The sequence below is a fragment of the Ruegeria sp. CDSC079 genome (genome assembly GCF_059610505.1).
The window spans coordinates 175,540-202,523 of sequence record NZ_JBXWNT010000006.1 but is presented as its reverse complement, the minus strand read 5'-3'; the positions used below and the strand labels follow the sequence as shown (position 1 = coordinate 202,523).

General features: G+C 55.5%; 28 protein-coding genes and 1 other RNA gene. 17 read left to right on the top strand and 12 right to left on the bottom strand.

Annotated features, from left to right (window positions below; all coding sequences use genetic code 11):
* Positions 1–105 precede the first annotated feature (105 nt).
* Positions 106–2,841 carry an Rne/Rng family ribonuclease gene (locus AC2FIC_RS13385; protein ID WP_496691282.1) on the top strand — a complete coding sequence of 912 codons (2,736 nt, stop codon included), beginning with the start codon at positions 106–108 and terminating at the stop codon, positions 2,839–2,841.
* 45 nt (positions 2,842–2,886) lie between these two features.
* Here AC2FIC_RS13385 and AC2FIC_RS13380 read toward each other — a convergent pair whose 3' ends face one another.
* Positions 2,887–3,120 carry a sulfurtransferase TusA family protein gene (locus AC2FIC_RS13380; protein WP_496691281.1) on the bottom strand — a complete coding sequence of 78 codons (234 nt, stop codon included), beginning with the start codon at positions 3,118–3,120 and terminating at the stop codon, positions 2,887–2,889.
* Between the two features lie 105 nt (positions 3,121–3,225).
* Here AC2FIC_RS13380 and AC2FIC_RS13375 point away from each other — a divergent pair, with 105 nt between their 5' ends.
* From AC2FIC_RS13375 to AC2FIC_RS13360, 4 genes are all read left to right on the top strand, one after another.
* Positions 3,226–3,978, top strand: a complete 753-nt coding sequence (locus tag AC2FIC_RS13375) for a cytochrome c biogenesis CcdA family protein (RefSeq protein WP_496691280.1) — start codon at positions 3,226–3,228, stop codon at positions 3,976–3,978.
* 63 nt (positions 3,979–4,041) lie between these two features.
* Positions 4,042–5,256 (top strand): hypothetical protein, encoded by a 1,215-nt coding sequence (locus AC2FIC_RS13370; RefSeq protein ID WP_496691279.1) that lies wholly within the window; start codon positions 4,042–4,044, stop codon positions 5,254–5,256.
* Complete coding sequence (locus AC2FIC_RS13365) at positions 5,253–6,602, top strand: cytochrome P450 (RefSeq protein ID WP_496691278.1); 1,350 nt, start codon at positions 5,253–5,255, stop codon at positions 6,600–6,602. Before AC2FIC_RS13370 ends, AC2FIC_RS13365 begins: the two co-directional genes overlap by 4 nt.
* 72 nt (positions 6,603–6,674) lie before the next feature.
* Positions 6,675–7,556: a fructose bisphosphate aldolase gene (locus AC2FIC_RS13360; RefSeq protein WP_496691277.1), complete on the top strand. Its 882-nt coding sequence runs from the start codon at positions 6,675–6,677 to the stop codon at positions 7,554–7,556.
* A 6-nt stretch (positions 7,557–7,562) separates the two neighbouring features.
* Here the strand turns inward: AC2FIC_RS13360 and AC2FIC_RS13355 are convergent, their stop codons facing one another.
* The 4 genes from AC2FIC_RS13355 to fumC all read right to left on the bottom strand — a co-directional run bounded on the left by AC2FIC_RS13355 (position 7,563) and on the right by fumC (position 10,016).
* Positions 7,563–8,165 carry a DNA-3-methyladenine glycosylase I gene (locus AC2FIC_RS13355; protein ID WP_496691276.1) on the bottom strand — a complete coding sequence of 201 codons (603 nt, stop codon included), beginning with the start codon at positions 8,163–8,165 and terminating at the stop codon, positions 7,563–7,565.
* Between the two features lie 68 nt (positions 8,166–8,233).
* Positions 8,234–8,449: a ribbon-helix-helix domain-containing protein gene (locus tag AC2FIC_RS13350; protein WP_271947000.1), complete on the bottom strand. Its 216-nt coding sequence runs from the start codon at positions 8,447–8,449 to the stop codon at positions 8,234–8,236.
* Positions 8,446–8,622: a DUF4169 family protein gene (locus AC2FIC_RS13345; protein WP_281972139.1), complete on the bottom strand. Its 177-nt coding sequence runs from the start codon at positions 8,620–8,622 to the stop codon at positions 8,446–8,448. Before AC2FIC_RS13345 ends, AC2FIC_RS13350 begins: the two co-directional genes overlap by 4 nt.
* Entirely contained in the window at positions 8,622–10,016 is a 1,395-nt protein-coding gene (gene fumC, locus AC2FIC_RS13340; protein ID WP_496691275.1) for a class II fumarate hydratase, read from the bottom strand. Before fumC ends, AC2FIC_RS13345 begins: the two co-directional genes overlap by 1 nt.
* 206 nt (positions 10,017–10,222) lie before the next feature.
* Between fumC and AC2FIC_RS13335 the strand changes: the two genes are divergently transcribed.
* Positions 10,223–10,786, top strand: coding sequence for a hypothetical protein (locus AC2FIC_RS13335; protein WP_281972138.1), 564 nt, complete (start codon positions 10,223–10,225; stop codon positions 10,784–10,786).
* A 34-nt stretch (positions 10,787–10,820) separates the two neighbouring features.
* On the opposite strand, the gene AC2FIC_RS13330 is transcribed toward AC2FIC_RS13335, so the two are convergent.
* The 7 genes from AC2FIC_RS13330 to AC2FIC_RS13300 all read right to left on the bottom strand — a co-directional run bounded on the left by AC2FIC_RS13330 (position 10,821) and on the right by AC2FIC_RS13300 (position 15,561).
* Positions 10,821–11,279 (bottom strand): SspB family protein, encoded by a 459-nt coding sequence (locus AC2FIC_RS13330; RefSeq protein WP_281972137.1) that lies wholly within the window; start codon positions 11,277–11,279, stop codon positions 10,821–10,823.
* Positions 11,280–11,355: 76 nt separating this feature from the next.
* Positions 11,356–12,612: a chromate efflux transporter gene (gene chrA, locus AC2FIC_RS13325; protein ID WP_496691274.1), complete on the bottom strand. Its 1,257-nt coding sequence runs from the start codon at positions 12,610–12,612 to the stop codon at positions 11,356–11,358.
* The gene (locus AC2FIC_RS13320) at positions 12,609–13,412 is read right to left on the bottom strand and encodes a chromate resistance protein ChrB domain-containing protein (protein WP_496691273.1); all 804 of its coding nucleotides are present in this window, start codon (positions 13,410–13,412) and stop codon (positions 12,609–12,611) included. The genes chrA and AC2FIC_RS13320 overlap by 4 nt, the downstream gene beginning before the upstream one ends.
* Positions 13,413–13,541: 129 nt before the next feature.
* Positions 13,542–13,973, bottom strand: a complete 432-nt coding sequence (locus AC2FIC_RS13315; RefSeq protein WP_142633933.1) for an ester cyclase — start codon at positions 13,971–13,973, stop codon at positions 13,542–13,544.
* A 100-nt stretch (positions 13,974–14,073) separates the two neighbouring features.
* Positions 14,074–14,419, bottom strand: a transfer-messenger RNA (tmRNA) gene (gene ssrA, locus AC2FIC_RS13310).
* 37 nt (positions 14,420–14,456) lie between these two features.
* Positions 14,457–14,819: a DUF4345 family protein gene (locus AC2FIC_RS13305; protein WP_496691272.1), complete on the bottom strand. Its 363-nt coding sequence runs from the start codon at positions 14,817–14,819 to the stop codon at positions 14,457–14,459.
* Between the two features lie 7 nt (positions 14,820–14,826).
* A complete protein-coding gene (locus AC2FIC_RS13300; protein WP_142633929.1) occupies positions 14,827–15,561 on the bottom strand; it encodes a FadR/GntR family transcriptional regulator in 735 nt (244 codons plus the stop codon).
* An 87-nt stretch (positions 15,562–15,648) separates the two neighbouring features.
* On the opposite strand from AC2FIC_RS13300, the gene AC2FIC_RS13295 reads away from it, so the two are divergent.
* The 11 genes from AC2FIC_RS13295 to bamA all read left to right on the top strand — a co-directional run bounded on the left by AC2FIC_RS13295 (position 15,649) and on the right by bamA (position 26,983).
* Complete coding sequence (locus tag AC2FIC_RS13295; RefSeq protein ID WP_496688004.1) at positions 15,649–16,440, top strand: DUF2182 domain-containing protein; 792 nt, start codon at positions 15,649–15,651, stop codon at positions 16,438–16,440.
* Positions 16,441–16,444: 4 nt separating this feature from the next.
* Entirely contained in the window at positions 16,445–17,149 is a 705-nt protein-coding gene (locus AC2FIC_RS13290) for a DUF1326 domain-containing protein (protein ID WP_142633927.1), read from the top strand.
* A gap of 140 nt (positions 17,150–17,289) precedes the next feature.
* Entirely contained in the window at positions 17,290–18,393 is a 1,104-nt protein-coding gene (locus AC2FIC_RS13285; RefSeq protein WP_496691271.1) for a dimethylsulfoniopropionate demethylase, read from the top strand.
* A gap of 85 nt (positions 18,394–18,478) precedes the next feature.
* The gene (acuI, locus tag AC2FIC_RS13280; RefSeq protein WP_496691270.1) at positions 18,479–19,474 is read left to right on the top strand and encodes an acryloyl-CoA reductase; all 996 of its coding nucleotides are present in this window, start codon (positions 18,479–18,481) and stop codon (positions 19,472–19,474) included.
* A 186-nt stretch (positions 19,475–19,660) separates the two neighbouring features.
* Positions 19,661–20,224: a ribosome recycling factor gene (gene frr, locus AC2FIC_RS13275; RefSeq protein WP_142633921.1), complete on the top strand. Its 564-nt coding sequence runs from the start codon at positions 19,661–19,663 to the stop codon at positions 20,222–20,224.
* A gap of 9 nt (positions 20,225–20,233) precedes the next feature.
* On the top strand, positions 20,234–20,965 hold the full coding sequence (gene uppS / locus AC2FIC_RS13270; protein WP_281994644.1) for an undecaprenyl pyrophosphate synthase: 732 nt from the start codon (positions 20,234–20,236) through the stop codon (positions 20,963–20,965).
* Complete coding sequence (locus AC2FIC_RS13265) at positions 20,962–21,744, top strand: phosphatidate cytidylyltransferase (RefSeq protein ID WP_281972132.1); 783 nt, start codon at positions 20,962–20,964, stop codon at positions 21,742–21,744. The genes uppS and AC2FIC_RS13265 overlap by 4 nt, the downstream gene beginning before the upstream one ends.
* Positions 21,744–22,919 carry a 1-deoxy-D-xylulose-5-phosphate reductoisomerase gene (dxr, locus tag AC2FIC_RS13260; protein ID WP_496700256.1) on the top strand — a complete coding sequence of 392 codons (1,176 nt, stop codon included), beginning with the start codon at positions 21,744–21,746 and terminating at the stop codon, positions 22,917–22,919. Before AC2FIC_RS13265 ends, dxr begins: the two co-directional genes overlap by 1 nt.
* Before the next feature lies 1 nt (position 22,920).
* The gene (gene rseP / locus AC2FIC_RS13255; RefSeq protein WP_496691268.1) at positions 22,921–24,273 is read left to right on the top strand and encodes an RIP metalloprotease RseP; all 1,353 of its coding nucleotides are present in this window, start codon (positions 22,921–22,923) and stop codon (positions 24,271–24,273) included.
* 92 nt (positions 24,274–24,365) lie between these two features.
* On the top strand, positions 24,366–24,494 hold the full coding sequence (locus AC2FIC_RS13250) for a hypothetical protein (protein ID WP_271947040.1): 129 nt from the start codon (positions 24,366–24,368) through the stop codon (positions 24,492–24,494).
* Between the two features lie 128 nt (positions 24,495–24,622).
* Positions 24,623–26,983: an outer membrane protein assembly factor BamA gene (bamA, locus tag AC2FIC_RS13245; RefSeq protein WP_281972129.1), complete on the top strand. Its 2,361-nt coding sequence runs from the start codon at positions 24,623–24,625 to the stop codon at positions 26,981–26,983.
* Position 26,984 lies beyond the last annotated feature (1 nt).

Genomic DNA, 26,984 nt, shown 5'->3' with positions numbered 1-26,984 from the left:
CTGCAGCGCGCCGTCTGAAATCGCCCTGACAAGACACCACCCCAAAAGCACCTGTCCTCCTGGACGGGTTAGGACAACGCGTTTGGCGCGGTGCACCAAGGAAACATGGCTAAGAAAATGCTTATCGATGCCACCCACGCGGAAGAAACCCGCGTCGTGGTGGTTGACGGAAACAAGGTCGAGGAATTTGATTTTGAATCCGAAAACAAACGTCAGCTTGCTGGCAACATATATCTAGCAAAAGTTACACGGGTCGAACCCTCGCTGCAGGCAGCTTTTGTTGACTATGGCGGAAATCGCCACGGATTCCTGGCGTTCTCCGAAATTCATCCCGACTATTATCAGATTCCCGTCGCTGATCGCGAAGCTCTGATGGAAGAAGAGCGCGCCTATGCCGAGGCAATGCGTGCGCGTGATGAGGCTGAGGAAACCAAGCCCAAAAGACGCCGTTCGCGCTCGCGCGCCAAGGCCGCCGATATCAAATCCGATGATGCAGTGGAATCGGTCGAGGTCTCGTCCGAACCCACAGGCATGGAAACGATTGACCTGGATGAGAGCGATGAGGCCAATGATCCTTCTGTAGAAGAAGGAACATCTCCGGCCGATCATGTGGCAGAAACTCCGGTAGAAGAGCCGACGGACGAACCGGAGGCGGAAGAAGCAACCGCAGAAACTAAAGACGCGCCTGCGGAAGAAGTCGACCAATCAGATACTAGCGCTGATCAAGTCGGCACGGACGAAGAGGCCGGGGCGCAGGAAAGCGCCGCGACTGAGACGGACGCGGATGACGCGACAAGCGCTGAAGCCAACGCCGAGGACGCCCCTGACGAGGTTGGCGACGACGAAGAAGAAAACACCCGTACGGACGCCACCGCAAAAGACGAGACTATTGAGTCGGTTGCCGACGAAGATGACAGCGAAGACATCCGTCCACCGCGCAAACCGCGCGCGCGCCGGTACAAGATTCAAGAAGTCGTCAAAGTACGCCAGGTTCTGCTTGTGCAGGTCGTCAAGGAAGAGCGTGGCAACAAAGGTGCAGCTCTGACCACTTATTTGTCACTTGCTGGCCGATATTGTGTTTTGATGCCGAACACCGCGCGGGGCGGCGGCATCAGCCGTAAGATTACCAACGCGCCTGATCGCAAAAAGCTTAAGGAAATTGCGGCTGAGATTGACGTTCCGACAGGGGCCGGTCTTATCATTCGGACCGCCGGGGCGAAACGCACCAAATCCGAAATCAAGCGCGATTACGAATATCTGCAACGTATGTGGGAACAGATCCGCGAGCTGACGTTGAAATCCATCGCGCCTGCGAAGATCTATGAAGAAGGCGACCTGATCAAACGGTCGATCCGCGATCTCTATAATCGCGACATCGACGAGGTTCTGGTCGAAGGCGAGGGCGGATATCGCATCGCCAAGGACTTCATGAAAATGATCATGCCGTCGCACGCCAAGAATGTGCAGCGGTACGAAGACGCGCTGCCATTGTTCGCGCGCTATCAGGTGGAAAGCTATCTGGCGGGGATGTTCAACCCGACAGTACAGCTGAGATCGGGTGGCTATATCGTGATCGGCGTAACCGAAGCGCTTGTCGCGGTCGATGTGAACTCGGGTCGGGCAACCAAAGAAGGTTCGATCGAGGAAACGGCACTGAAGACCAACCTTGAGGCCGCCGAAGAGGTGGCTCGCCAGTTGCGCCTGCGTGATCTGGCCGGTCTGATCGTCATCGACTTTATCGATATGGACGAGCGGAAGAACAACGCCGCTGTCGAAAAACGCCTGAAAGAAAAGCTGAAAACAGATCGTGCGCGCATCCAGGTTGGTCGCATATCTGGTTTTGGTCTGATGGAAATGAGCCGACAGCGCCTGCGTCCCGGTATGTTAGAGGCAACGACACAGCCTTGTCCGGCATGCCATGGCACCGGCCTGATCCGTTCGGATGACAACATGGCGCTGAGCATTCTGCGCCAGATCGAGGAAGAAGGCACGCGCCGTCGCTCACGTGAGGTGCTGGTGCGCTGCCCGGTCAGTATCGCCAACTTCCTGATGAACCAAAAGCGCGAGCATATCGCACAGATTGAGGCGCGTTATGGTCTGTCGGTTCGCATCGAAGGGGATGTGCATCTGGTAAGCCCTGATTTCTCGATGGAGAAGTTCAAGACCGCCAGCCGGATTGTTCCCGAAGCCAGTGCGCCGGTTGTATCGGTTGATGCCACGCTGATGGAAATGGTCGACGCCTCTGAAGAAGAGACCGTCGAGGAAGAAACGCCGCAGGCTGAAGATGAAACCAAACCCAAGCGCAAGCGCCGTCGGCGTCGTCGCAAGAAGGGCAATGGTGGTGCCGAGGGGCAGGATTCTAACGGGCAGGAGGCTGATGAAGATACAGCTGAAGCGTCCGAGGAAGCTGTGGAAGAGCCTGCAACAGATGCCGTAGAAGCGGTGGAAGAGACGCAGGAAGAAGCGCCTGCCAAGCCTAAACGCCGCCGGGCTCCGCGTCGCAAGAAGAAGGACGCCGAAGATGCCGAGACGATAACCGAACAGGTCGTCAAAGCTGAACCAGAGGCCAAGGTCGAAGCTGAAACGGAAGCTCCGGCAGAAATCGAAACTGTCGAAGCCGAAGCAGCACCGAAACAGGAAACGGTTTCGGAAACTGCCGTGCCGACAGAAGAAACGCCGGAAGCGGCAGAGCCTGTTCAAGAGGTTGTTGCGGTTGAAGCCACTGAGGAACCAGAAGTAGAAGTCACAGAGCCTGTGCTGGAAGTGGTTGCGGATGAACCGGAAACGCCATCGGAGCCTGCCAAGCCAAAACGGCGCGGTTGGTGGTCGTTGGGCCAGTAACTTGAAAAGGCGGGCCTCAGAGCCCGCCTTTTTATTTGATAGGTCTCAAACGGACTTCTGGATGGTGTAGACCTGATGCCCGTCAGAATCTTCCTGTGACAGCAAGCGATGTCCACTTTCCGTGCAGAAATGTGGAACATCAATGACTGCAGCGGGATCATCCGCCAGCACTTTCAAGACCGCTCCCGCGGGCATTGACTTGAGCCGTTTACGGGCCTTCAGGACGGGCAGAGGGCACAGCAGCCCCAACGCGTCCAGTGTCTCGGTTTGGTTTGACATGTACCTGAGATATTTCCACTTTCAGACGGTGTCCAGCGTGCAACCACGAGGATGTGACCGAATGGCCCCGTGACGCGGGCGACTTCATGACATATGTGCTGAAACATGTTCGGAATTGATATCATTGACGCAGGGCTGTTGCCCGCCATGTTCATCGCATTGCTCGGTGGGTTGATCAGCTTTTTATCGCCCTGCGTGCTGCCGATTGTGCCGCCCTATCTCGCCTATATGAGTGGCGTCACGATCAACGAGATGCAGGATGAGGCCCGTGCACGCAGAAAGGCGACACTTTCGGCGCTGTTCTTTGTTATGGGGCTGTCCACGGTGTTTCTGTTGCTTGGCTTCACAGCCTCTGCGTTTGGGGCGTTCGTGCTGCAGAACCAGGTGCTGTTCGCCAAGATTTCGGGCGCGGTTGTCATAGTCTTTGGCCTGCATTTCCTGAACGTTTTCCGCATCCCATTCCTTGACCGTGAGGCCCGGATCGAAGCCGGCGACAACGGCGGGTCTGTCTTTGGGGCCTATATTCTGGGTCTGGCGTTCGCCTTTGGCTGGACGCCCTGTATCGGCCCGCAACTGGGTGCGATCCTGTCGCTGGCTGCCTCCGAGGCATCCGTCGCACGTGGGACATTGTTGCTGGGCGTCTATGCAGCGGGTCTTGGCATACCTTTCCTGCTCGCTGCAATGTTCCTGAACCGATCCATGTCGGTGATGAACCGAATAAAGCCCCATATGGCACTGATCGAGAGGATCATGGGTGGCCTGTTGCTGTTTGTTGGTATCATGCTGATCACCGGCCTGTTCACTGAGTTCAGTTGGTGGCTGTTGGAAGCCTTCCCGGCGCTGGCAAACTTTGGGTAACCCTCTTATCTGACTTACTTTGGCTGTAATGCTGCGCTAACCTGCGTCGCAGAAGGTAAGACCATGAGCAGTCAGACAAATCAGCCTCGGGTGAAACGGCGTAGGGTATTCTATATTCCCGGATATGACCCGATCCCGCCACGGCGCTATCGCGAGCTTTACCGCAGTGAAAGCGCAAGACAGGCGGCTATTTCAGGGTATGAAATCTCGGTCTCGCCCAAAACCGGAGAGGGCTTGTATGGATGGCACGTCCAATCGGTTCAGGACGGGGCTGAAGTTCACACAGATGTCGAGGTGCTGGTCTGGTCCGACATCGTACGCTCCAGCATGTCGAACTCGATTGTGGCCACCTATCTGCAGATGCTGCGTACGGCATGGATCTATATCTCGACGGGCGTGTTATGGCGCCTGATGCGATTGCGCAAAGGTCCGGTGATAGCCGCGCTTTACCCGATCGTGATGCTGATCGCACAGCTTTTGGTCGCAATGGCTGTGGTCATCGGATTGACGGTTCTGCTTGCGCCGGTCCTGTCTTTGGTGGCGTTGGTTCTGTCTATTGGTGTTGCCTATGTGCTGATGCTGTGGTTCCGGAAAATCGACAACAGGCTGTTCGTCTATTACCTGATGCACGATTACGCCTATTCAGCGGCTTCAGGCGGTAAAACACCTCCTGAATTGGCCGGACGCCTATCGGAGTTCACAAATGCGATTGCCGCAGCTCTTACCGATGAGACGGATGAGGTTCTGATCGTCGGCCACAGTTCCGGCGCTCATCTGGGTGTCACGGTTCTGGCCAATCTGATCCGATCCGGACGGGTGGGCACAGACGGGCCTGAGCTGTCCTTTCTGACATTGGGGCAGGTGGTTCCCATGGTCTCGTTCCTGCCCAACGCATATGATCTGCGCGCGGACCTGAGGTTTCTTTCGAAACGCGAAGACTTGGCTTGGGTCGACATTTCTGCACCCGGGGACGGCTGCGCATTTGCTCTGTGTGATCCTGTCGCTGTAAGCGGGGTAGCCGATGCCGATCAGCGCTGGCCTTTGGTGTTATCTGCCGCGTTTACGCAAACGCTGTCAGCAGAACGGTGGCGCGCCCTGAGGTGGCGGTTTTTCAGACTGCACTTCCAATATCTCTGCGCCTTTGATCACCCGGACAGGTACGATTATTTCCGCGTGACTGCCGGGCCTCTGTCGCTTGGGCATCGGTTCGCAGGGCGTAAACCCTCGGGATCACGGATTGCGCAATCCGTGTCCAAATATGTATCGGTGCAGCCATGACCCCGCCAAAACCCACATCGCGGCCAGACAGGGTTTCGCTGTGGCGCTATTTCAGGTTGTTTCGCAAGGACATCCTCTCGGCACAGCCGCAGCGATTGTACCGCGCATGGATGGCCGAGTTTAAGACGCCGTTCTTTCGATCATACCTGACGAACCAGCCAGAACTTGTTGAAACCGTTCTGAAAAAACGCCCCGATGATTTTCCGAAATCAGACCGTATTGGCGAGGGTCTGCGGCCGTTGCTGGGGAATTCGGTCTTTCTGACCAATGGTGAAAACTGGAAACGCCAGCGTCGGGTTATCGACCCAGCGTTTGAGGGCGGGCGCCTGAAAGATACTTATCCGGCCATGGTCCAGGCGGCAGAGGCCTGCGTCGCGCGTTTGCGCGGGCAGGCCGGTTCTGTCATCGAGTGCGAAGAGGTCACCAGTCACGTCGCCGCGGATGTGATCTTTCGAACGCTTTTTTCTGTACCGATTGAAGACCGCGTTGCGTCTCAGGTTTTTGAGAAATTCCGAACCTATCAAAGAGAGCAGCCGCTGTTGAATTTGGCGGCGTTTCTGCCTCTGCCCAAATGGATGCCGCGGCTACATTCCAGAAAAACTCGCAAGACCGCGCGTGAAATCAGGACGCTGATCACCGAAATGACTGCTCAACGCGCGAGGATGATTGAGGCCGGGCAGGCGCCGCATGATCTGGCGACAAAGATCATGACAACGGCTGATCCCAAGACCGGCAAGTGTTTTGACACGCAGGAGATGGTTGATCAGGTGGCGATCTTCTTTCTGGCAGGCCACGAGACCAGCGCTTCTGCGTTGGCTTGGGCCTTGTACCTTTTGGCGACCCACCCGGATTGGCAGGACAAGCTGGCGGCCGAGGCGCAAGGGCTGGACCTATCCGATTTTACCTCCGTATCGCTGTTGAAGCTCAGCCGCGACGTGTTTCGCGAAACGCTGCGCCTGTACCCTCCGGTCCCGATGATGGTGCGAGAGGCCACATGCCGCGAAAACTTCAGGGGCCGAGCGATTAAACCGGGCTCGCAGATAGTCATCAGCCCGTGGCACCTGCATCGGCACGAACGTCTGTGGGCAGACCCCGACGGGTTCGACCCGTCCCGCTGGGCTAAGGGCAATGAGGAAAGTTGTCCCAGAGAGGCTTTCATCCCATTCTCGGCCGGGTCGCGCATTTGCATCGGTGCCGGTTTTGCAATGGTCGAAGGTCCGTTATTGCTGTCGTCACTACTGCGGAAGTTCAGGTTCGAAATCTCGGACATGCCAGAGCCGGTTCCGGTGGCTCATCTGACCATCAGATCCAAAGATGGAATTTGGTTGCGCCTGGTTGAGCGCTAACAAACTACCATCGGCATGCTCCATGCTGTATGCGGTTGAAAAACGCGGAATCATTTCGAACGGGAAAGTCATATGTCCAAAACACAACAGCGCGAGCAGATGTCCAACGGTGCCGGTTTTATTGCTGCACTGGACCAAAGTGGCGGCTCGACCCCCAAGGCGCTGGCGCTTTATGGGGTAGACGCGTCAGAATACGGCTCGGACGCAGAGATGTTCGGCGAAATCCAGAAGATGCGCGCGCGTATCATTCTGGCGGATGGCTTCACAAACGACAAAGTCATCGGCGCGATCCTGTTCGAACGCACGCTCGGCGAAGAGATTGATGGCCGTAAAGTCGCTGATTTCCTTTGGAACGTAAAAGGCATCGTTCCGTTTCTGAAAATCGACAAGGGCCTCGAGGATGAGGCAGACGGCGTTCAGGTCATGAAACCGATCCCCGGTCTGGCCGACACTTTGGCAAAGGCCGAGGGCGTTTTCGGTACCAAGGAACGTTCTGTGATCCATGAGGCCAACGCGAAAGGCATCGCAAACGTTGTGGCGCAACAGTTCGACGTGGCGCGTGAAGTTGTTGCCGCCGGTATGGTCCCGATTGTCGAGCCTGAGGTGAACATCAACTCGGCCACCAAAGCCGAGGCCGAAGCCATTCTGAAAGCGGAAATCCTGCAGAATCTGGATCAGTTGGATGATGGGCAGGATGTCATGCTTAAGCTGACCATCCCCAATCAGGCTAATCTGTATGACGATCTGGCTGACCACCCCAGAGTCCTGCGGGTCGTGGCCCTGTCGGGCGGATATTCGACCGAGCAAGCCTGCGATCTGCTGGCGCAGAATGGCAAGATGATCGCGTCATTCTCGCGTGCGCTGACCGAAGGGCTGTCGAAAAAGCAGTCAGATGCCGAGTTCAATACGGCTCTGGGCAGCAATATCGATAAGATTTTTGGCGCTTCGGCCTAAGCAACACTATTCCGGCTTAATGAAATCGCGGCGCATCTGCGCCGCTTTTGCCCGCATAGAGCACTCGGTCGCATGATCGTTTACAAGACCCATGGCCTGCATGAATGCAAAAACCGTGGTCGGGCCCACAAACTTCCATCCCCGCTTTTTAAGGTCTTTGGACATGGCAATAGATTCAGCCGAAGTTGAGGCTGTTTGTGGCGCTGGCGGTGAACTTGCCTCATAGCGCCAGACATAAGCTGCAATCGACCCCTCAGCTGCCACCAGCTCCTGGGCGCGCCGGGCGTTGTTGATGACTGCTTCGATCTTTCCGCGATGCCTGACAATGCCTGCATCCAGCAAAAGACGGGTGACATCGGCCTCATCAAACTTCGCTATTGCGTTGTAATCAAAATGTTTAAATGCTTTTCGAAAGTTCTCGCGTTTGGAAAGAATGGTGCGCCAGCTGAGGCCGGACTGAAAGCTTTCAAGGCACAGCTTCTCAAACAAACGCTGATCGTCGCTGACCGGATAGCCCCATTCATTGTCGTGATAGTCGAAAAACTCTGGCGCAGACTGACACCATGCACAACGCGGTTGACCGTCTGGGCCGGTAACTGTTTCGCTCATCACTAAGTTCCCCTTTTGTTCTGGTATGAGCATAGGCATTTTCCAGAGGCCAAATCAAGAACGGAAAGTCAGCCGCGATACCAGTTCAGAATATAAACGCGTATTGCCGAAGCCAATCCGACCTCAGGGTCACGGTTAAAATCAATTTCCGCAGCTAAGGCATTGATTGCCATATCCTTATCAGCTGCAATGGCACGAAAGGCTTTCCAAAACTCGTCCTCAAGAGATACCGAGGTTCGATGGCCCTTAAGCGTCAATGAGCGTTTGATGGGACGTCCGCTCATTTGTCGATCTCATGTCCGTCCAGATCGCGCCGCGACTTATCCAGATGCTTTTTGCTGGCGTCTTTCTCGGCTTTGTTGCGCCCGAATGACACGGCGTTTTGGTCCGCGCGGGCCTTTTTCTCGGCCCGCGCCTTGTCTTTTCTGTACCGGTTCAGATTGACCGGCTTTGCCATCAGTCCTTGGGTCCAATCATTTGTTCGGGGCGCACAACCGCGTCAAAGGTTTCGGCGTCGACAAAGCCAAGCGCGATGGCCTCTTCCTTAAGGGTGGTGCCGTTTTTATGCGCGGTCTTGGCAACAGTCGTTGCGTTGTCGTACCCAATGGTTGGCGCCAGCGCGGTGACCAGCATCAGCGATTCCTTCATCAGTTTTTCGATGCGTGGTTCGTTGGCCTGAATGCCTAGCAACATCCGCTCGGTAAAGCTGTCTGTGGCATCACCAAGCAACTGGATCGACTGCAAAAGATTGTAGGACATCATAGGGTTATAGACGTTCAGTTCGAAATGCCCCTGGCTGCCGGCGAATTTTATGGCGGCATCGTTGCCCATGACGTGTGCTGCGACCTGTGTCAGTGCTTCGGCTTGTGTTGGGTTTACCTTGCCTGGCATGATGGACGATCCGGGCTCATTCTCAGGCAGGATCAATTCGCCCAGACCGGAACGCGGTCCAGATCCCAAAAGTCTGATATCATTTGCAATTTTATAACAGCTGCCAGCAATGGTCGCCAAAGCACCCGATAGGAAAACCATCGCATCATGGGCGGCGAGCGCCTCGAACTTATTCGGAGCGGTAACAAAGGGCAGGCCGGTGATATCTGCCATATTCGCAGCGACCGCTTCGCTCCACCCGGATTGAGTGTTTAGGCCAGTACCAACAGCAGTTCCGCCCTGGGCAAGCTCGTAAATTCCAGGCATCGCGGCGTTGACCCGTGCGATACCCTGACGAATTTGATGGGCGTAGCCGCCAAATTCCTGACCCAGTGTCAGCGGCGTGGCATCCTGCGTATGGGTCCGGCCGATCTTGATGATGTCTTTGAATTCTTCGGCCTTCTGCTCCAGCCCCGAGGCCAGCTTTTCCAGACCCGGCAGCAGAACGTCCCGAACGCTCATACCTGTGGCGATATGCATGGCTGTCGGGAACGTGTCGTTCGAGGACTGGCCCATGTTGCAATGATCGTTCGGATGAACCGGGTCTTTTGTGCCGATTGTACCACCCAGGATTTCGATAGCCCGGTTCGCAATAACCTCGTTAGAGTTCATGTTCGACTGGGTGCCGGATCCGGTTTGCCAAACGACCAGCGGAAAGTTGTCGTCAAACTTGCCTCCGAAAACCTCACCAGCGGCCTGAATGACCGCATCCGCAATCCGCGCGTCCAGTTTCCCGGTCGACTTGTTCTGCAAGGCGCAAGCTTTTTTGATCACACCCAATGCCCGCACGATGGCCACAGGCTGTTTTTCCCATCCGATCGGGAAGTTCATAATCGAACGCTGGGTCTGTGCACCCCAATATTTGTCTGCGGGAACTTCCAACGGGCCAAAGCTGTCGGATTCGGTGCGGGTTTGAGACATCGGTCACTCCGTCATGTATACCATTGCATGCCAATTACAGTCAGCAGCGTCGCGGTGCAATCGGCCAGTTGCGCGCACCATAAACTTATGCCTGACAAAGGTATAGGCGCAGAGCTGCGTCATTTTTCTCGTCGCAATCGCCATCACCGCCATTGTACGCGCCGGTGGGTGAGCTACTATAGAGTCAGAGCACGCCGGAGGCCGCAATGCGTCTGAATCACCCGACCACTTGCCTGAAATTCATTATCTATTCCTTTGCCACCGTTCTGTGGGCCTCCTTGGCGGTAAATCCGCTTCATGCGGCAGATATTGAGCCCTTTGTTGGCAGCTACGTTGGGTCTGCCAATGTTGTCGATGCAAACGGGACCGAAACACCTCGTGATATGAGTGTGTCAATCCAGGAATTGAAGAACGGGTTCAATGTTAGTTGGAAGACGACAACTTACAAACTGAATGGCCGCGTCAAGGAACAGGCGTTCTCGATTGATTTTCAGACCTCGGACAGATCGGACATCTTTTCCGCGGCCATGAAGCGCAATGTATTCGGCCATGAAGTTCCGCTTGACCCGATGCAGGGGGAACCGTTCGTCTGGGGCCGGATTGAGGGTCAAACTCTGACCGTGTTTTCGTTGTTCATTGCAGAAAATGGCGGCTATGAGCTGCAGCAATATGACAGAACGCTGGCAGAAGGCGGTCTGAACCTGTCATTTTCCCGTTTCCGCAACGGTACCAAATCACGTTCCGTAGAGACGTTCCTGACGAAAGAGTAAGCCCCGCAAACCGCGAGGCTTTCCAGCGCATATACTATTTTCTGAAGCTGTCCAGCGACACGACATCAGCGTCATGCTGTTGCGGTTCTTCTTCGACCTCGATTATCTCATCGTCCATCGGATCAAAGTCATCCTCTTCATCCGGGCTTTCAAAACGCAGGCCAAATTCCACAGAGGGGTCGACGAATGTTTTGATCGAGGCATAGGGGATGTACAAAGGTTCCGGCGCGTCGCCAAAGTTGAGCGTGATGGCAAATCCGCTTTCGCCGACCTCAAGATTTTCGAACCAATGCTGCATCACGACAGTCATCTCTTCCGGATAACGATCATGCAGCCAGTCGGCAATTTCCACGCCGTCACACCTGGTGTCAAACGTAATGAAAAAGTGGTGCGCACCCGGCAGGCCATTTTCTGAAACGCTGGTCAGAACCGTCTTGATCAGCCCGCGCATGGCGGTGTGCATCAGGTTCCCATAGTCGATGTCTTGCGACATGTGTCATCCTCAAAAGTGGCTTCCCTCAGCATAAGGGATTCCTTTGGAAACGAAAGGCCGGTTACACGCTGACTGTTCAGAGAAAAAACAGGCCGGTGCCAGCAGCTAGCATAACCATTAGCGTAAGCGCCATGCCGAATTTAAGTTTAAAAATCAACGCTCCGGCGAAGACAGTCAGCACAGCGGCTTTCACATCCAATGAGGTCAATTCAGGCCAGGGCAGGCTGATTGGTCCAAAGGTTTTATTTGGCAGTTCTGAAAACAGCACATTCAGGGCAAACCACACGGATAGGTTGAGAATCACCCCAACTACAGCAGAGGTAATACCTTGCAGGGCCGCCGATAACCGGGGCCGCGCAGCGATGTGGTCAAGATAGGGGGCTGTGAGGAATATCCACAGAAAGCAGGGAACGAATGTTGCCCAAAGTGCAACGATACCTGCGGCGATGGCCAGCATCGATCCGCCCGAGATCTGACCGGTCAGCATAGCGACAAATTGTGTTACCAAAATCAAAGGCCCCGGTGTCGTTTCCGCCAGACCAAGCGCGTCGATCATCTGATCTGTGGATATCCAGTTATACTGATCCACAACGGTCTGCGTCATGTAAGCTAGAACAGCGTAGGCCCCGCCAAATGTCACAACTGCGAGGCGGGCAAAGAACCAGCCAAGATCGCTGAGAAGTTTCTGCCCAGAAAGACTTAACAGCCACAACGGGCCAAGCCACAGAACCAACCAGATCGACGCGTTCCGCAGCACTTCGCTTAGGCGCGGGGTGGGGGTGTCGACCGGTCGGGCGGCGACGCCGTTGAAGCTCAGATACCCCCAAAGGGCTGCCGCCGCGATGATCGCGGGGAAGGGGAGGTCGAACAGAAAGATTGCCAGAAACGCGAGGCCCGAGATCGCACGATGTGAGACGTCCGACAGCGCTTTGCGGGACAGGTTTCGCAGGGCCTGTAGCACGATGATGATCACCGTAGCTTTCACGCCCAGAAACGCGGCCTGCACCAGAGGAAGCGCGCCATAGGCCGCGTATAGTGCCACCAATGCTGAGATAATGATCGCACCGGGCAGAACAAACAGGCTGCCTGCGATCATACCGCCCGAGACGCCGCGCAGACGCCAGCCGGAATAGGTTGCAAGCTGCATCGCCTCGGGGCCGGGCAGCAACATGCACAGCGACAGCGCCCGAAGATAGGTTTCCTCATCCAGCCAGGGACGCCTTTCGACTAGTTCCTGATGCATCAATGAAATCTGAGCTGCGGGTCCGCCGAAGGACAGCAATCCAATGCGGCCGAACACTTGGATGAGTTCAGGGAATGTTGGTGTGGTCATTTTTCGACTGCCGGCCAATCGTGTTTCTCGTCAAACCCATCGCGGGCCCAGAGATACAAGGCGTCGTACAGATGCATCCCGGCCGCGATGGCCTGATGGTCGTCTTTATATAGGCGCGATAGCCCCACCGAAACCGCAAGAAGCCCGGCTGCTTCGGGCGCCAGATCATGCCTGTTCGTATCCGCGGCCCGGACAACTGTCGCAAGCCTGTTCATTGCGGGCGTAGCAAGCTGGAAATCTTTTACCAAAGCATCAAATGTGCAGTTATACCCACGATGGCTCCAGCGGACGCCCTCAACATCGAACGGGGTGGCGTTAAAGACTTCGGATACCTTTGCCACTTCGGATGGGGCAACAAACAGAAAACGTGCGTTGGGGTCGATGAACCGGCGGATCAACCAGGGGCAAGCGATGCGATCAATCTTAGGCCGATGGCGCGTTACCCAGAGTGAAGGAGACGCTGGTATATCTGCAAATGGGATGCGCGGAGCATCGGGTGTTTCGCGCCATGCGTATATGCCGCCTTCCAGATACTCAGCGGCCACGCCTTCACTCCTCAGCCAGGAAACAACGGCCTGACTCAGCTTTTTGCCCTTTTGGCAAATGATGATGCTGGGGCGGTTAGCGATGAGCCCCTTCAGCCCATCCAGATCCTTCGCCGGATGACGAACCGAGCCCGGTATCAGAAAGGGATCCATTTCAAAATCGGCATCGGTGCAGATATCCACCAGAACAGGCGCCCGAGGCGTTCCGATCAGACGTAACAGTTGTTTCGGTGTGATAGCATTAGGCGCAGGCATGGCATGTCTCCTGTGATCGACGGATACATGCGAAACTTGGGCTGTCGCCTCACGGGGCGTTCGCAATCTTACCCCATAGGCTTTGCTACCGCGACAGGCCGGTCGGGGTCAAGATTGCGAGCTCATTTCCTAGGCCCAGTCCAGCCGTTGACCAGTCATGCATACGGGCAGGGTGTCCTTGGGAAACTGACCAAGCTGTTCAAATAAGGAAATGAAGTCAAACTGGTTATACGCCTCGACAATACGACCTTCTTTAATGCGGCCAATCATACTGCCAGAGGCCTGCAGTGGTGCGCCGTTATCGGCGCGTGTTGTGCTGACCTGCAATATCGCCGATACCCAATCGCCATTTTCGATGATTTTGGGCAGCTCAACATGGATATCGCCCAGAATGTGGCGAAACGCCATGACCAGATCCCGAAAATCATCGGCCCCCACCTGCATTTCCGGAATCAGTCCTTCGGCTGTCGTTTCCGGCGCGAAATACCGATCAATCGCATCGGTATTTCCGTTTTCCCAAACCTCTGAATACCATTCTCTGAGTATATCTGCGTGTGACATCCCAGCTCTCCTTTTCCTCACGGGCCGAGCATGACGCGAATGAGTGAACAAACTCTGAACGTGAACACAGACAGGGTTAAACAGCAGACATTTAAGGGAAAATGCAGGTTTCTGTTGCCAGGTACCTGCGAACCCCGCCTTACGCTGCTAGGCGCAAGGGCTTAAGTTTCGGTCTTGCTACTGCTTACGCAGCAACTGCAACCGGAGCACGATTGTCATTTGCAATTGTACTGTTTGGGCCGGTACGGTGGCACCCCGCCGAGACAAAGCTAACCCCTTTAGACGTTCGTCGATCCTATTTCGGCCCCGCGATCCTCAAATGAAGGATGTTGGTGGAGCCGCCGGGTACCGCCCCCGGGTCCGATCCGCTTATTACGAGCGCGTTTATGTCCATAGTCCCGAAGGACATCCCCTATATAGGTGAGCCACAAGGGGAAAGCAAACCCCATACTTCAACGAAAAGACGGATTATATAATAACGCCTTAGCTTGGTCGGTTAATGTTTGCCAGGATCAGCCACAGCGCCAATATCAGCTCGATTCCCCCAAATGTCATCGCTTTGATCAAAGGGGGGTGATCCAGAATGACGGAAACAAACCGGCCCAGGGCTGCGCCGGCATAAACAACGCCCAACATAGCATAGGCCATGGGAATGTTCAGCCAAATGACCGCAATTCCGGTGACAACAAAAAGCCCACCGACCGAGGCGCGCAATTCGCTTAACCCCATGGTGCTGTTCGTCGGCGCCAGGTCCAGCGAGGCCGCGGTCCAAGCGGGTGCTAGAAACCCAAAGAGGCCGAAACCGATTGTCAGAACCGCCGCGGCAATATTCAAAATCGACGTCATCGTACCCTCATTCGGTTGGTTTGCGCCGCTGTTTGGCGACGTCCAGGGCAAGCTTACGGGTATAAGCTTCGAGATCCACCAGTGCTGAATCTACCGCAGCAGCGTCCCGCCGATCCAAAGCATCGGCAATCTGGTTGTGCAACACGATGATCTCTTCTCGGGACCGCGCCGTAAACGTGATCATGTTCATCAAAGGCTGCATCGCCTCGACGGCGCCGGCCAGTTGATAGGACAACACCGGATTGCCGGCCCCATCGACCAATGCCCGGTGAAAGGTCACATCCGAGGCGCAAAAGGCTTCGTCTGTCAGCCCGGGTTGAGCCTGCCGAAATATCTCGGCACGCATCGTCGCCAGATGATCCGCCGTCCTGCGTTCGGCTGACAAAGTAGCGCAGGCGCGTTCCAGCGAATACCGAGCCTCGCAAGCCGTTTCAAAGCTGACCGCGTTCATGGACAGCAGCAACGTGGATGTGGTGATCTGTTGGGAATACGCATCCTGATAGCTCAGCCGATTGACAAACGCGCCGCCGGTCGCGCCACGTTGGGTGCGGATCAGGGACTGTGCCGCAAGGCGTTTAAGGGCCTCACGCACGGTTGGTCGGGACACCTGAAACTGGTCGGACAGTTCCGCCTCAGAAGGCAGGCGTTCATCTACAATCAACCGACCCGATATGATCGCATCTCGGATTGATTGGGCGATCTGAACCGAAAGATCAGCAGGTTTCTTGGGGTCGATTTTCATTTTGAGCAGGGCCGCAGGCAAATTTTCATTTGTCTGACATTTAAAAGTCTGACATTTGAATTGCAAGGACTGAGTCGGGAGGAACAAGTGAGTCGCGCAGTTCTACGTAATGGGTTTTGGCTGGGATTCTACGCTCTGATCCTGTGGGCGTGGTGGATGATGTTCGTGATGAACCGCGCCATGGATCTGGATTGGATCGGCCGTCCCGGAGCAATGGGGCAGGCGATGCGCGCCATGGACCCCAGGATGGACATGTATATGCCCATGGCAGAGTTCGGCCCGCTGTTTTGGATGTGGGCCATCATGATGGCCGCAATGATGTTGCCGACCATTATTCCAACTCTGCGCAGCTACGACGATCTAATCCGCAGTGCAAATGGCACACGCTCCGGCTGGATTGGTGTCTTGATTGGCTACTTCGTGGTCTGGGTCGGGTTTGCCGCGCTCATTACCGGGGTGCAACTGGTTCTGCTGTTTGGCGGCGTTGTCGACATGCTGGGCATTGCGAAATCCGGGCTTGTTGCGGGCGGGTTGATGATCGCCGTCGGCGCCTTTCAATTCACCCGCGCCAAAGAGCTGTGCCATGGGGTCTGCCATGCCCCAATGACCTATTTTCTCGGCCATTGGAAAACCGGTTTTTCAGGCGGTTTTCGCATGGGGCTTGGCCTTGGTGCGTTCTGCGTCGGATGCTGCTGGGGCTTTATGGCGCTCGGCTTTGTGGGCGGCGTCATGAGTCTGCTGTGGATGGGTCTGGCGACCTTTTTTATGGTTCTCGAAAAACTACCCCAGATCGGTCACGTGATTACACGGCCGCTGGGATTTGCTCTTATCGCGGGCGGCTGTGCCTTGCTCGTATACCCCTTTATCTATGGAGGATAAGCTATTGGCTAAGAACAAAAAACCAGAGGCAGATCGCCTGCCGATCAGCCAACGTATCGACAGCCGCATGCCCAACCCCAAGCGGCGTGAGATGAGCCCGACGAATTGGGCGATCAAGGGAGAGCTGATCCTTAACTGCTCGTGCGATCTGTTCTGCCCCTGTGTCGTATCGCTGGGCGCGCATCCTCCGACCGAGGGTCATTGTCATGCCTGGATGGGAATTGTCATCGATGAAGGCCATTTCGAGGGCGAGGACCTGTCGGGCCTCAATGTTGGCCTTCTGGTCGATATTCCGGGTCGCATGGGTGAGGGGCAGTGGAAAGTTGCCGCCTATGTCGACGAACGAGCCAGCGGCAAGGCCTATAACGGACTGCTCCAAATTTTCAGCGGACAGGCCGGGGGCACGACTGGCTTGTTTACCATGCTGGTCAGCGAAATTATCGGGGCCGAACGTGCCCCGGTTCAGATCGAACGCGACGGGACCAAGCGCCGCATCATGATTGGTCGGAAAATCCAGGGCGAAATCGAGATGTTGGCGGGCAAAGACCCCGAGCATCCGGTGATGGTCTCAAACTCGAAATACTGGATGGGACCGGACATTATCGTGGCGCGCGGCACCAAATCCAAGGTCCGCGATTACGGTCGGGTCTGGGATTTCGGTGGAAAATCCGCAGAAATTTGTCCAATCGACTGGCAGGGGCCGAAATAATACGAAATCACAAAGGATTACGTGCAATACGTGATCCAAATTTTCAATCGCCAGACACGCCATCGCGGCCTGCTGCACCAGATGCTGACGGGACCGCAGGCTTCGAATTGTGATCTGGCATTATGCCCGAGGAGGCTTGAGTGGCCAATATTTCCTTCTCTCGCCGGTTGCGGCGCACACCTTTTTCTGAAGGGGTCGAAGCCGCAGGCGTAAAGGCATTCACGGTTTATAACCGGATGCTATTGCCAACTGTATTCGACAGCGTCGAGGCTGACTACCGGCACTTGAAAAAGCATGTGCAGGTCTGGGATGTCTCGTGTGAGCGACAGGTCGAACTCAGAGGTCCCGACGCGGCACGTCTTATGCAAATGCTGACGCCACGCGATTTGAGAGGCATGTTGCCCGGCCAATGCTATTACGTCCCTATCGTTGATGAGACCGGTGGCATGTTGAATGATCCGGTTGCGGTGAAACTGTCCGAGGACCGCTGGTGGATCTCAATCGCGGATAGCGATTTGTTGTTATGGGTCAAAGGAATCGCGAACGGCTATCGGCTGGATGTTCTGGTGGATGAGCCAGACGTCTCACCCTTGGCGGTACAGGGGCCCATGGCGGATGAACTGATGTCTCGCGTATTTGGCGAGCGCGTCAAAGACATTCGGTTTTTCAAGTTCGACATGTTCGAGTTTGCGGGCCGCGATCTGGCCATCGCTAGGTCGGGGTATTCAAAGCAGGGCGGGTTCGAGATTTATGTCGAGGGCAGCGATATCGGAATGACGCTGTGGAATGCGCTGTTTTCGGCAGGCGAGGATTTGAACATACGCGCAGGTTGTCCCAACCTGATCGAACGCATTGAGGCTGGGTTGCTGTCCTACGGAAACGATATGACCGACGACAACACCCCACATGAATGTGGCCTGGGCAAGTTCTGTAACACACACACGGCGATTGGGTGCATTGGCCGGGACGCGTTGTTGCGGGTCGCAAAAGAAGGGCCGATCCAGCAAATCCGTCCGATTGAAATCGCTGGGCCGGCGGTGGGTGCCTGCGTTGCTCCATGGTCGGTATACGCTCAGGGGAAACGGGTTGGTCAAATCACTTCTGCCGCTTGGTCTCCGGATTTCAACACCAATGTTTCCATTGGGATGCTCAAACTCAGCCATTGGGATGCGGGTACAAGGGTTGAGGTCGAAACACCCGACGGTATGCGTGAGGCGACTGTACGGGAAAAGTTCTGGATCTGATCGCAAGCGGCGTATCGGGTTCAGAAACAGATTATTACACGGGGTCGGGGCTGTACTCTGACGTCCAAAACAGGAGGACATTTTGATGTTCAATGCACTGGTGATGGAAAAAGACGAGGAAAGCGGGCTGGCCAGCCCCTCGGTTCAACAGCTTTCGGAAGGGGATCTGCCGCAGGGTGAGGTTACCGTGGCGGTTCAGTATTCAACGGTAAATTATAAGGATGGTCTTTGCCTGTCGCCCAAAGGCGGGGGGCTGGTACGCAGCTATCCGCATGTTCCTGGCATCGACTATGCGGGGACGGTCGAATCGTCTTCGGATGAGCGATATAAACCGGGTGACAAAGTGGTCCTGACCGGTTGGCGTGTCGGTGAGGCGCATTGGGGTGGGTACTCACAAAAAGCTAATGCCCGTGCCGATTGGTTGGTTCCGCTGCCCGATGGGTTGGAGCCCCGCCAGGCCATGGCCGTCGGAACCGCTGGGTTCACCGCGATGCTGGCAGTTATGGCACTTGAGGATCATGGGCTGAAACCGGGGCAGGGTCCGGTTTTGGTCACAGGGGCAGCAGGTGGTGTTGGTTCGGTCGCGACGGCGATTCTTGCCAATTTGGGATACGAAGTGGCAGCCGTCACCGGACGACCGGAAACCAGCGATTACCTGAAGTCTTTGGGCGCCACGACCATTGTGCCACGCGAAGAGTTGAACGAGACAACTAAGCGCCCCCTGGAAAGCGAGGCATGGTCTGGCTGTGTGGACGCAGTTGGCGGCGCAATGCTGGCACGCGTTCTGGGGCAGATGAAATACGGTGCCTCGGTCTCGGCCGTGGGGTTGGCTGGCGGCGCGGGCCTTCCGGCAACTGTTATCCCGTTCCTTTTACGCGGTGTGAACCTGTTGGGGATCGACAGCGTGATGCAGCCTTATGAAAATCGGCTGCGGGCCTGGCAGCGGATAGCAACCGACCTTCCGATGGACAAGCTTGAGGCGATGATCCATCCCGCAAAGCTGAGCGATCTGCCCCAATTAGGGGCGGATATCCTGCAAGGTCAGGTTAAAGGTCGTGTTGTCGTAGACGTAAACGCCTGATCCGGAATGAATATGTCTGACCGACCGCATTGATTTGCGGTCGGTTAATTTTGTAGCTGCAGGTTCGCGAAAATCCGGCAAACACCTCTGGTCAATGGCGTAAATACGGATCATCATTGCTATACATCCCAAATTGAATGGCTTATGAGCCATGCAAACAGTACCTGAAGACGGGGAGTGAGCAGAATGTCTGACGATTTCGAACTGGACACAGACGACCTGAAGCGCCGTATGGACGGCGCAATGTCAAACCTCAGAACCGAATTTGCATCGCTGCGCACCGGGCGCGCCTCGGCCTCGATGCTCGAGCCGGTGATGGTCGATGCCTATGGTTCGATGACGCCCATCAACCAGGTGGGAACGGTCAATGTGCCCGAGCCGCGTATGGTTACGGTCAATGTCTGGGATAAAGGGCTGGTCGGCAAAGTGGAAAAAGCGATCCGCGAAAGTGGGCTGGGCATCAACCCTCAGCTCAACGGAACGATCATCATGCTACCGATCCCGGAACTGAACGAAGAACGCCGTCGCGAGTTGGGCAAAGTCGCCGGGCAATATGCCGAACACGCACGCGTCTCGATCCGGAATGTGCGCCGCGACGGGATGGATCAGATCAAGAAGGCCAAGGCTGACGGTATGTCCGAAGATGACCAGAAGTTCTGGGAAAGCGAAGTGCAGGATCTAACCGACCAGATGATCAAGGTAGTAGATGCCGCGCTTGAGACCAAGCAGGCAGAAATCATGCAGGTCTGAGACCGGGTGATGCCCTCTTCCTCGCATACCATGCCCGAAAGAGGGCCCCAGCATGTCGCGATCATCATGGATGGCAATGGTCGCTGGGCGCAGGCCCGCGGGCGACCTCGCCTGTTTGGCCACCACGCCGGGGCAAGACGTGTGCGCGATGTGGTCGAGGCCTGCCCAAGGCTTGGTATTAAGTATCTGACTGTTTTTGCGTTTTCGACCGAGAACTGGAAACGCACTCAGGTCGAAGTTGCCGGTCTGATGAGCTTGTTTCGGCGCTATATTATCAAGGAAACCCGGACGCTCCGAGACTCGGGTGTTCGGGTGCGTTTCATCGGAGACAGGGTCAGGTTGGATGCCAAACTGATCGAATTGATGGATACGCTTGAGGCCGAGACCGAGGGAAATGATCTGGTTCACCTGACCATTGCGTTGAACTATGGCGGTCGGGATGAAGTCGCGCGGGCTACCAAACGTCTGGCACAGGATGTCGCTGACGGGCGATTGCATCCTGATGATGTAGACGAAGAAACGCTGCCGAAATATCTGGACACACATGTTCTTCCTGATCCTGATCTGGTGATCCGAACCAGCGGCGAGGCGCGAATTTCCAATTTTCTGCTATGGCAATCCGCCTATTCGGAATACGAATTCATCGACACGCTCTGGCCAGATTTCACTGCGGCTGAGCTTGAGCGCCTGTGCCTGAGCTATGGCAGCCGCGACCGACGGTTCGGAGCTGTACCGGCATGAGTGACGGGCGCTGGTCCGACCTGACTGCCCGCGTATTGTCGGCGGGAGTCCTTGTTGCCGTTGGCGCTGTCGAGGTCTGGCTGGGCGGTCTGTGGTTCGAAGCCTTCATTTCCATTGCTTGCGGGCTGATGACCTGGGAACTGGTCCGTATGATCGACCCGGGCAGGAAAGCTGTTGCGATCCAGCTTGCCATATTGACCGGTTTTGCGGTGGTGCTGAGTTACCATCTTCCGGCACTCTATAAACTTCCCTTCTTGCTTGCTCCGGCGCTGGTCGGGGCAGGGCAGGTCAGCCGGTACCGGGGTATCTATACTCTCTTCGCGCTGTGGATCGCTGCCGCGGGACTGGGCTTTATCTCAATCCGGACGAATATGGGATTTGTCTGGATGGTCTGGCTGATATCGGTCGTCGTCGCCACGGATGTCGCCGGATATTTTGTCGGAAAGGCATTGGGTGGACCAAAATTCTGGCCACGAGTCAGCCCGAAAAAGACGTGGTCGGGAACAGCAGGAGGCTGGGTAGCGGCTGCCATTGTTGGCTTAGCCTTTGCGGCTTACGGCGGCTTCGGAACTTGGTTCATCGTGATCTCGGTTCTGGCGTCAATGGCCAGCCAGGCCGGCGATATTGTCGAAAGCGCGGCCAAACGAAAATTCGGCGTCAAGGACAGTTCGAACCTGATTCCCGGCCATGGCGGCTTCCTTGATCGATTCGATGGGATGATGGGGGCCGCTCTGTTCGTTCTGCTTGTGGGGTTGATTTATTCCCCCGGAGCCATGTGATGCGCAAAATCTCTGTTTTTGGCGCGACGGGTTCTATCGGGCAAAACACGATAGATCTGATTGACCGAAATCCATCAGCGTATGATGTTGTCGCCCTGACCGGTGGAGCCAATATCGAACAACTTGCGCGTGACGCCAAACGTTTGAAGGCGGATATCGCGATTACAGCCCATCCAGACCGGCTTGAGGACCTGCGAGTGGCCTTGGCCGGTTCTGATGTCGAGGTCGCCGCCGGGGCGAATGCTCTGGCCGAAGCTGCGGCGCGACCGGCTGACTGGGTCATGTCTGCCATCGTTGGGGCTGCGGGGTTGCAACCAGGGCTGACGGCGCTTGAACAGGGCGCGACGCTGGCTTTGGCGAATAAAGAAACGCTTGTCTGCGCGGGTTCTTTGGTTCTGGATACTGCCCGAAAGCACAATGCCCGATTGCTACCGGTGGACAGCGAACATTCTGCCGTTTTTCAGGCTCTGGTCGGTGAAGATATGGCATCGGTCGAGCGTATCATCATCACTGCCAGCGGCGGCGCCTTCCGGGATTGGCCACTGAGCAAATTGGCCTCGGCCACGGTTGAGCAGGCATCGAGCCACCCGAACTGGAATATGGGGCAGCGGATCACGATTGATAGCGCTTCGATGTTTAACAAGGCGCTCGAGGTGATCGAAACACGCGAATTCTTCGGAATATCCCCGGATATGATCGAAGTGATTGTGCATCCGGAATCCATCGTTCATGCGATGGTCGGGTTTAACGATGGAGCGGTTATGGCCCATATGGGCGCGCCAGATATGCGCCACGCGATCGGATATGCCCTGAATTGGCCAAAACGTCAGACCCTTCCGGTCGAAAGGCTGAACCTTGCAAAGCTGGGACAGTTGCGATTTCAGGAACCAGACGAAAACCGATATCCGGCTTTGCGGTTAGCGCGCGACGTCATGGAGCGGGGCGGGCTGTCCGGAGCGGTTTTCAACGGAGCCAAAGAATGTGCACTCGACCATTTCATTGCAGGTCGCATTGGTTTTCTTGATATGGCAGACATCGTGGCCGCCGTCTTGGATCGTTTCGATGCACAAGACAACCATATTGACGCCCCAATGACCCTTGATAACGTGCTGCAAACCGACCATCTGGCACGTATATGGGTCGATAACGCCGTTGCGCAACGAGCAGGAAAATAAATTGGACGTACTCTCACTGATCCCACAATTCGGCAATTTGATTTACACCATATTCGCCTTTGTGATCGCGTTATCCGCCATCGTAGCCGTACATGAATACGGGCATTACATCGTTGGCCGTTGGTCCGGCATCTACGCCGAAGTGTTCTCAATCGGTTTCGGTCCCGTACTCTGGAGCCGTATCGACAAAAGAGGAACGCGCTGGCAGATCGCAGTGCTTCCATTCGGCGGGTATGTCAAGTTTTTGGGTGACGCCAATGCCGCATCCGGCAAAGACGAAGCGGCTATGTCTGAAATTTCTGAGCAAAGCCCGGAGGAGCTGCGCCGCACAATGCATGGCGCGCCACTTTGGGCCAGGACGGCAACTGTTGCGGCAGGGCCAATCTTTAATTTCGCAATGTCGATACTGGTCTTTGCCCTAATTTTCTTTACGCAAGGCGCAACCAGAGACCCTCTGACCGTTGGGTCTCTGCATCCTTTGCCGGGGACAGTTCAAGAGCTGCGTGAAGGTGATGAAATCCTCGCGATTGCAGGTATTGACCTGCCAGATTTCGAACAAGAAGGATCGTGGAGCGAGTTCGTAGACTCTTTGCCCGTTGACCCCGTTCTTGATTACACAGTTCTTCGTGACGGTGACACATTGGACGTTTCCGCACCTTGGCTGTTCCCCCCCCTGATTCAACAGGTTGTTCCGCGCAGTGCAGCAATGGATATCAGCCTGGCACAGGGGGATGTCATAACAGCGGTTAACGGCGAACCGGTTTATGCCTTTGAACAGCTCAAGGACCATGTGGAAGGCTCTGATGGGCGGCCACTGCTGTTGAATGTCTGGCGTGACGGAGCGGAACTGGAGTTTGCCCTGGCTCCACGCCGAACGGATGAGCCGCAGTCTGATGGTGGTTTTGTAACGCATTGGAGGATCGGGATCGTCGGCGGCATGATGCTAGAACCTGCAACCGAAAGGGCGGGCTTCCTGACATCTCTCGGCGGTGGTGTGCGACAAACATTGCGTATCATTGACGGGTCTCTTTCAGGTATCTGGCACATGGTGACCGGAGCGATCAGCACCTGCAACATGTCCGGCCCGATCGGAATCGCCGAAACCTCGGGTGCGATGGCCAGCCAGGGGGCGCAGAACTTCATCTTCTTTATCGCCGTTCTGTCAACTGCTGTCGGTTTGCTGAACCTGTTTCCGATTCCGGCTTTGGATGGAGGACACTTGGTATTTTACGCATATGAGGCCATCTCGGGGAAACCACCCAGCGACAAAGCGCTGCGGATTTTGATGGGCATCGGAGTGTCAATCATTCTGGCTCTGATGCTGTTTTCCGTCTCAAATGACCTATTCTGTTGATTTGGGCGGAGCTTGCACAATCTAGTCGCAATTCCGCCCCAATTCCCTCATAGGATGTGTTCGTTTCATAATTTTGTCTGTCAGAGGCGATCATGGCGAATGCTATCAAAAAATCATATCGCAGCTTTAGCTTCCTGCTTGCGCTGAACTGGGACTCGATCTTGTTTTTCGGCGCGACTGCGTTGGCTATGGGTGGATGCGCTTATCTGATCACCATGTGATTCTGTTCCTTTCTTTTTATTTGCTGAACAGCGGCCCAATGGGCCGCTTTCTGTTTTTCGGCTTTTGACAAGGCCAGACAATCCCGTTACTCAGCTTTAAAGTCTTAAAATTCTGGGTAGAGAAAAATATGACCGACAGGCGAGGCGCAGGCACATCCTGCGGGGGGCAAAAGCCGGTAAACAAGATTTTGTGGCAGGCCCTAACATTCTTTTTCTTATTTGCCACAGTTAGTTTGCTGTCACTGCCGCAGGCTGCTCAGGCGCAAAGCTACACCATCAACTCGTTCGAAGTTGAGGGGAACAGGCGCATCGAGACATCGACAATCATCGCACGATCGGGAATCGAACCTGGGCAGACGGTGACAGCTGGACAACTCAACGATGCCTTCCAACGGCTGCTTGACAGTGGTGTTTTTGAAACAGTCGATTTGACCCCTCGTGGCAGCACTTTGGTCATCAAAGTTCAGGAATATCCTACGATCAACCAGATCAGCATCGAGGGTAACAAGAGGCTTAAGGATGAGCTGTTGCTCAATGCCGTTTCGTCTCAGCCCCGCCGGGTCTTTACACCTCAGGTCGCTGAAGCTGACGCAGACATGATTGCCGAAATCTATTTGGCTCAAGGACGTGTTGCAGCAACCGTCATCCCCAGAATCATCCGCCGCAGCGACAATCGGGTAGACCTCGTTTTTGAAATCTCCGAAGGTACGACGATCGAGGTTGAGCGCGTAAGCTTTGTTGGCAACCGGGCCTATTCCGACCGGCGTCTGCGCCGTGTGCTTGAAACCAAGCAAGCCAATTTCCTGCGTACGTTCCTGCGGGGCGATACTTTTATCGCTGACCGGATCGAGTTCGACAAACAAGTCATCCGTGATTTCTACTTGTCGCGTGGCTATGTCGATTTCCGCGTCAACAGCGCCAATGTTGAATTCACGCGTGAGCGCGACGCGTTTTTCCTGGTGATGAATGTAACCGAAGGTCAGAAATTCTCATTCGGCAAGATCACCACCGTGAGCGAAATACCCGGTGTGGATGCGGCCGAATATCAGGCCGCACTCAAGGTCAAGCCGGGTGTCACCTATTCTCCTTCACTGGTCGAAAACTCTATCGCCAGGCAAGAGCGTTTGGGCATTCGGCAAGGGGTGGACTTTCTGCGGGTTGAGCCGCGCGTCACGCGCAATGCACGTGATCTGACGCTGGATGTTGAATTCGTTCTGACCAAAGGACCGCGTATCTTTGTCGAGCGTATCGACATCGAGGGCAACACCACCACGCTTGACCGCGTGATCCGTCGTCAATTCGACACCGTCGAGGGTGATCCTTTCAACCCGCGTGAAATCCGGCAGGCGGCTGAACGTATCCGGGCATTGGGCTATTTCGCCGTCGCTGATGTTGAACCGCGCGAGGGTTCGACGCCCAGCCAAGTGATCGTGGATGTCGACGTCGAAGAACAGCCAACAGGCTCGCTCAGCCTCGGTGGTAGCTACTCGATCTCTGACGGTTTCGGCATTGCGATCGGCCTAAGTGAGTCAAACTTTCTAGGCCGTGGACAGACCGTCGGGGTTACGATTTCGACCGCACAGGATTCAGAAGAGTACTCCCTGAATTTCACCGAACCCTATCTTTTGGGCCGCAAGCTTCGCTTTGATCTTGGTCTGGGTTTGGCGTCGACCGACTCCAGTTTTGCCAGCTATAACACCGAGCGTGTGTTCTTTAACCCTCAGTTGAGCTATGCGATCGGAGAGCTGTCTTCGTTGCGCGTACGCTATGCCTGGGAAAACAGCGAGATGAAGCAGCAGGACAACGAGGCAAACGGCGCGGTCATCGCCTCTGAGATTGATCAGGGTGAACGCACGACCAGTTCTCTGGGTGTGTCCTATGTATATGACAGCCGCCTTGGTGGGCTTAACCCCAATGCCGGTGTTTTGTTTGAGGTTGGCCTGGATGCCGCTGGGCTGGGTGGGGACAACAAGTTCTACAAAACCAGCGCACGCGGGATTGCCCAAACACGCGTTCTGAGTGAAGAAGTCGTTCTTCGTGCATCGCTTGAAATGGGTGCAATGCACTGGACTGGCAACGATTTCAGCCGGACGTTGGATCGCTTTGTGTTGGGCCCCAATAAATTCCGCGGGTTCGAGCCAGCGGGTTTGGGGCCACGGGATCTGTCAAATGGTCAGGATGACGCTATCGGCGGGAATTACTATTGGGTCGCGCGTCTGGAATCGGACTTTCCTCTGGGCTTGCCCGAAGAATTGGGCCTGCGTGGAGGCGTGTTCTATGATTTCGGTAACCTGTACAATATCGACGATGTAAACACTTCGGGTGCCAACATTGTCGGTGCGGATGGGTCTATCCGCCATGTTCTGGGTGTTGCAGTCCTATGGGAAACACCGTTTGGCCCGCTGCGCTTTAACTTTTCGCAAGCGCTCAAGAAAGAGGACTTTGACAAGGAACAGAATTTCGACCTGACCATTCAGGCGAGGTTCTGAT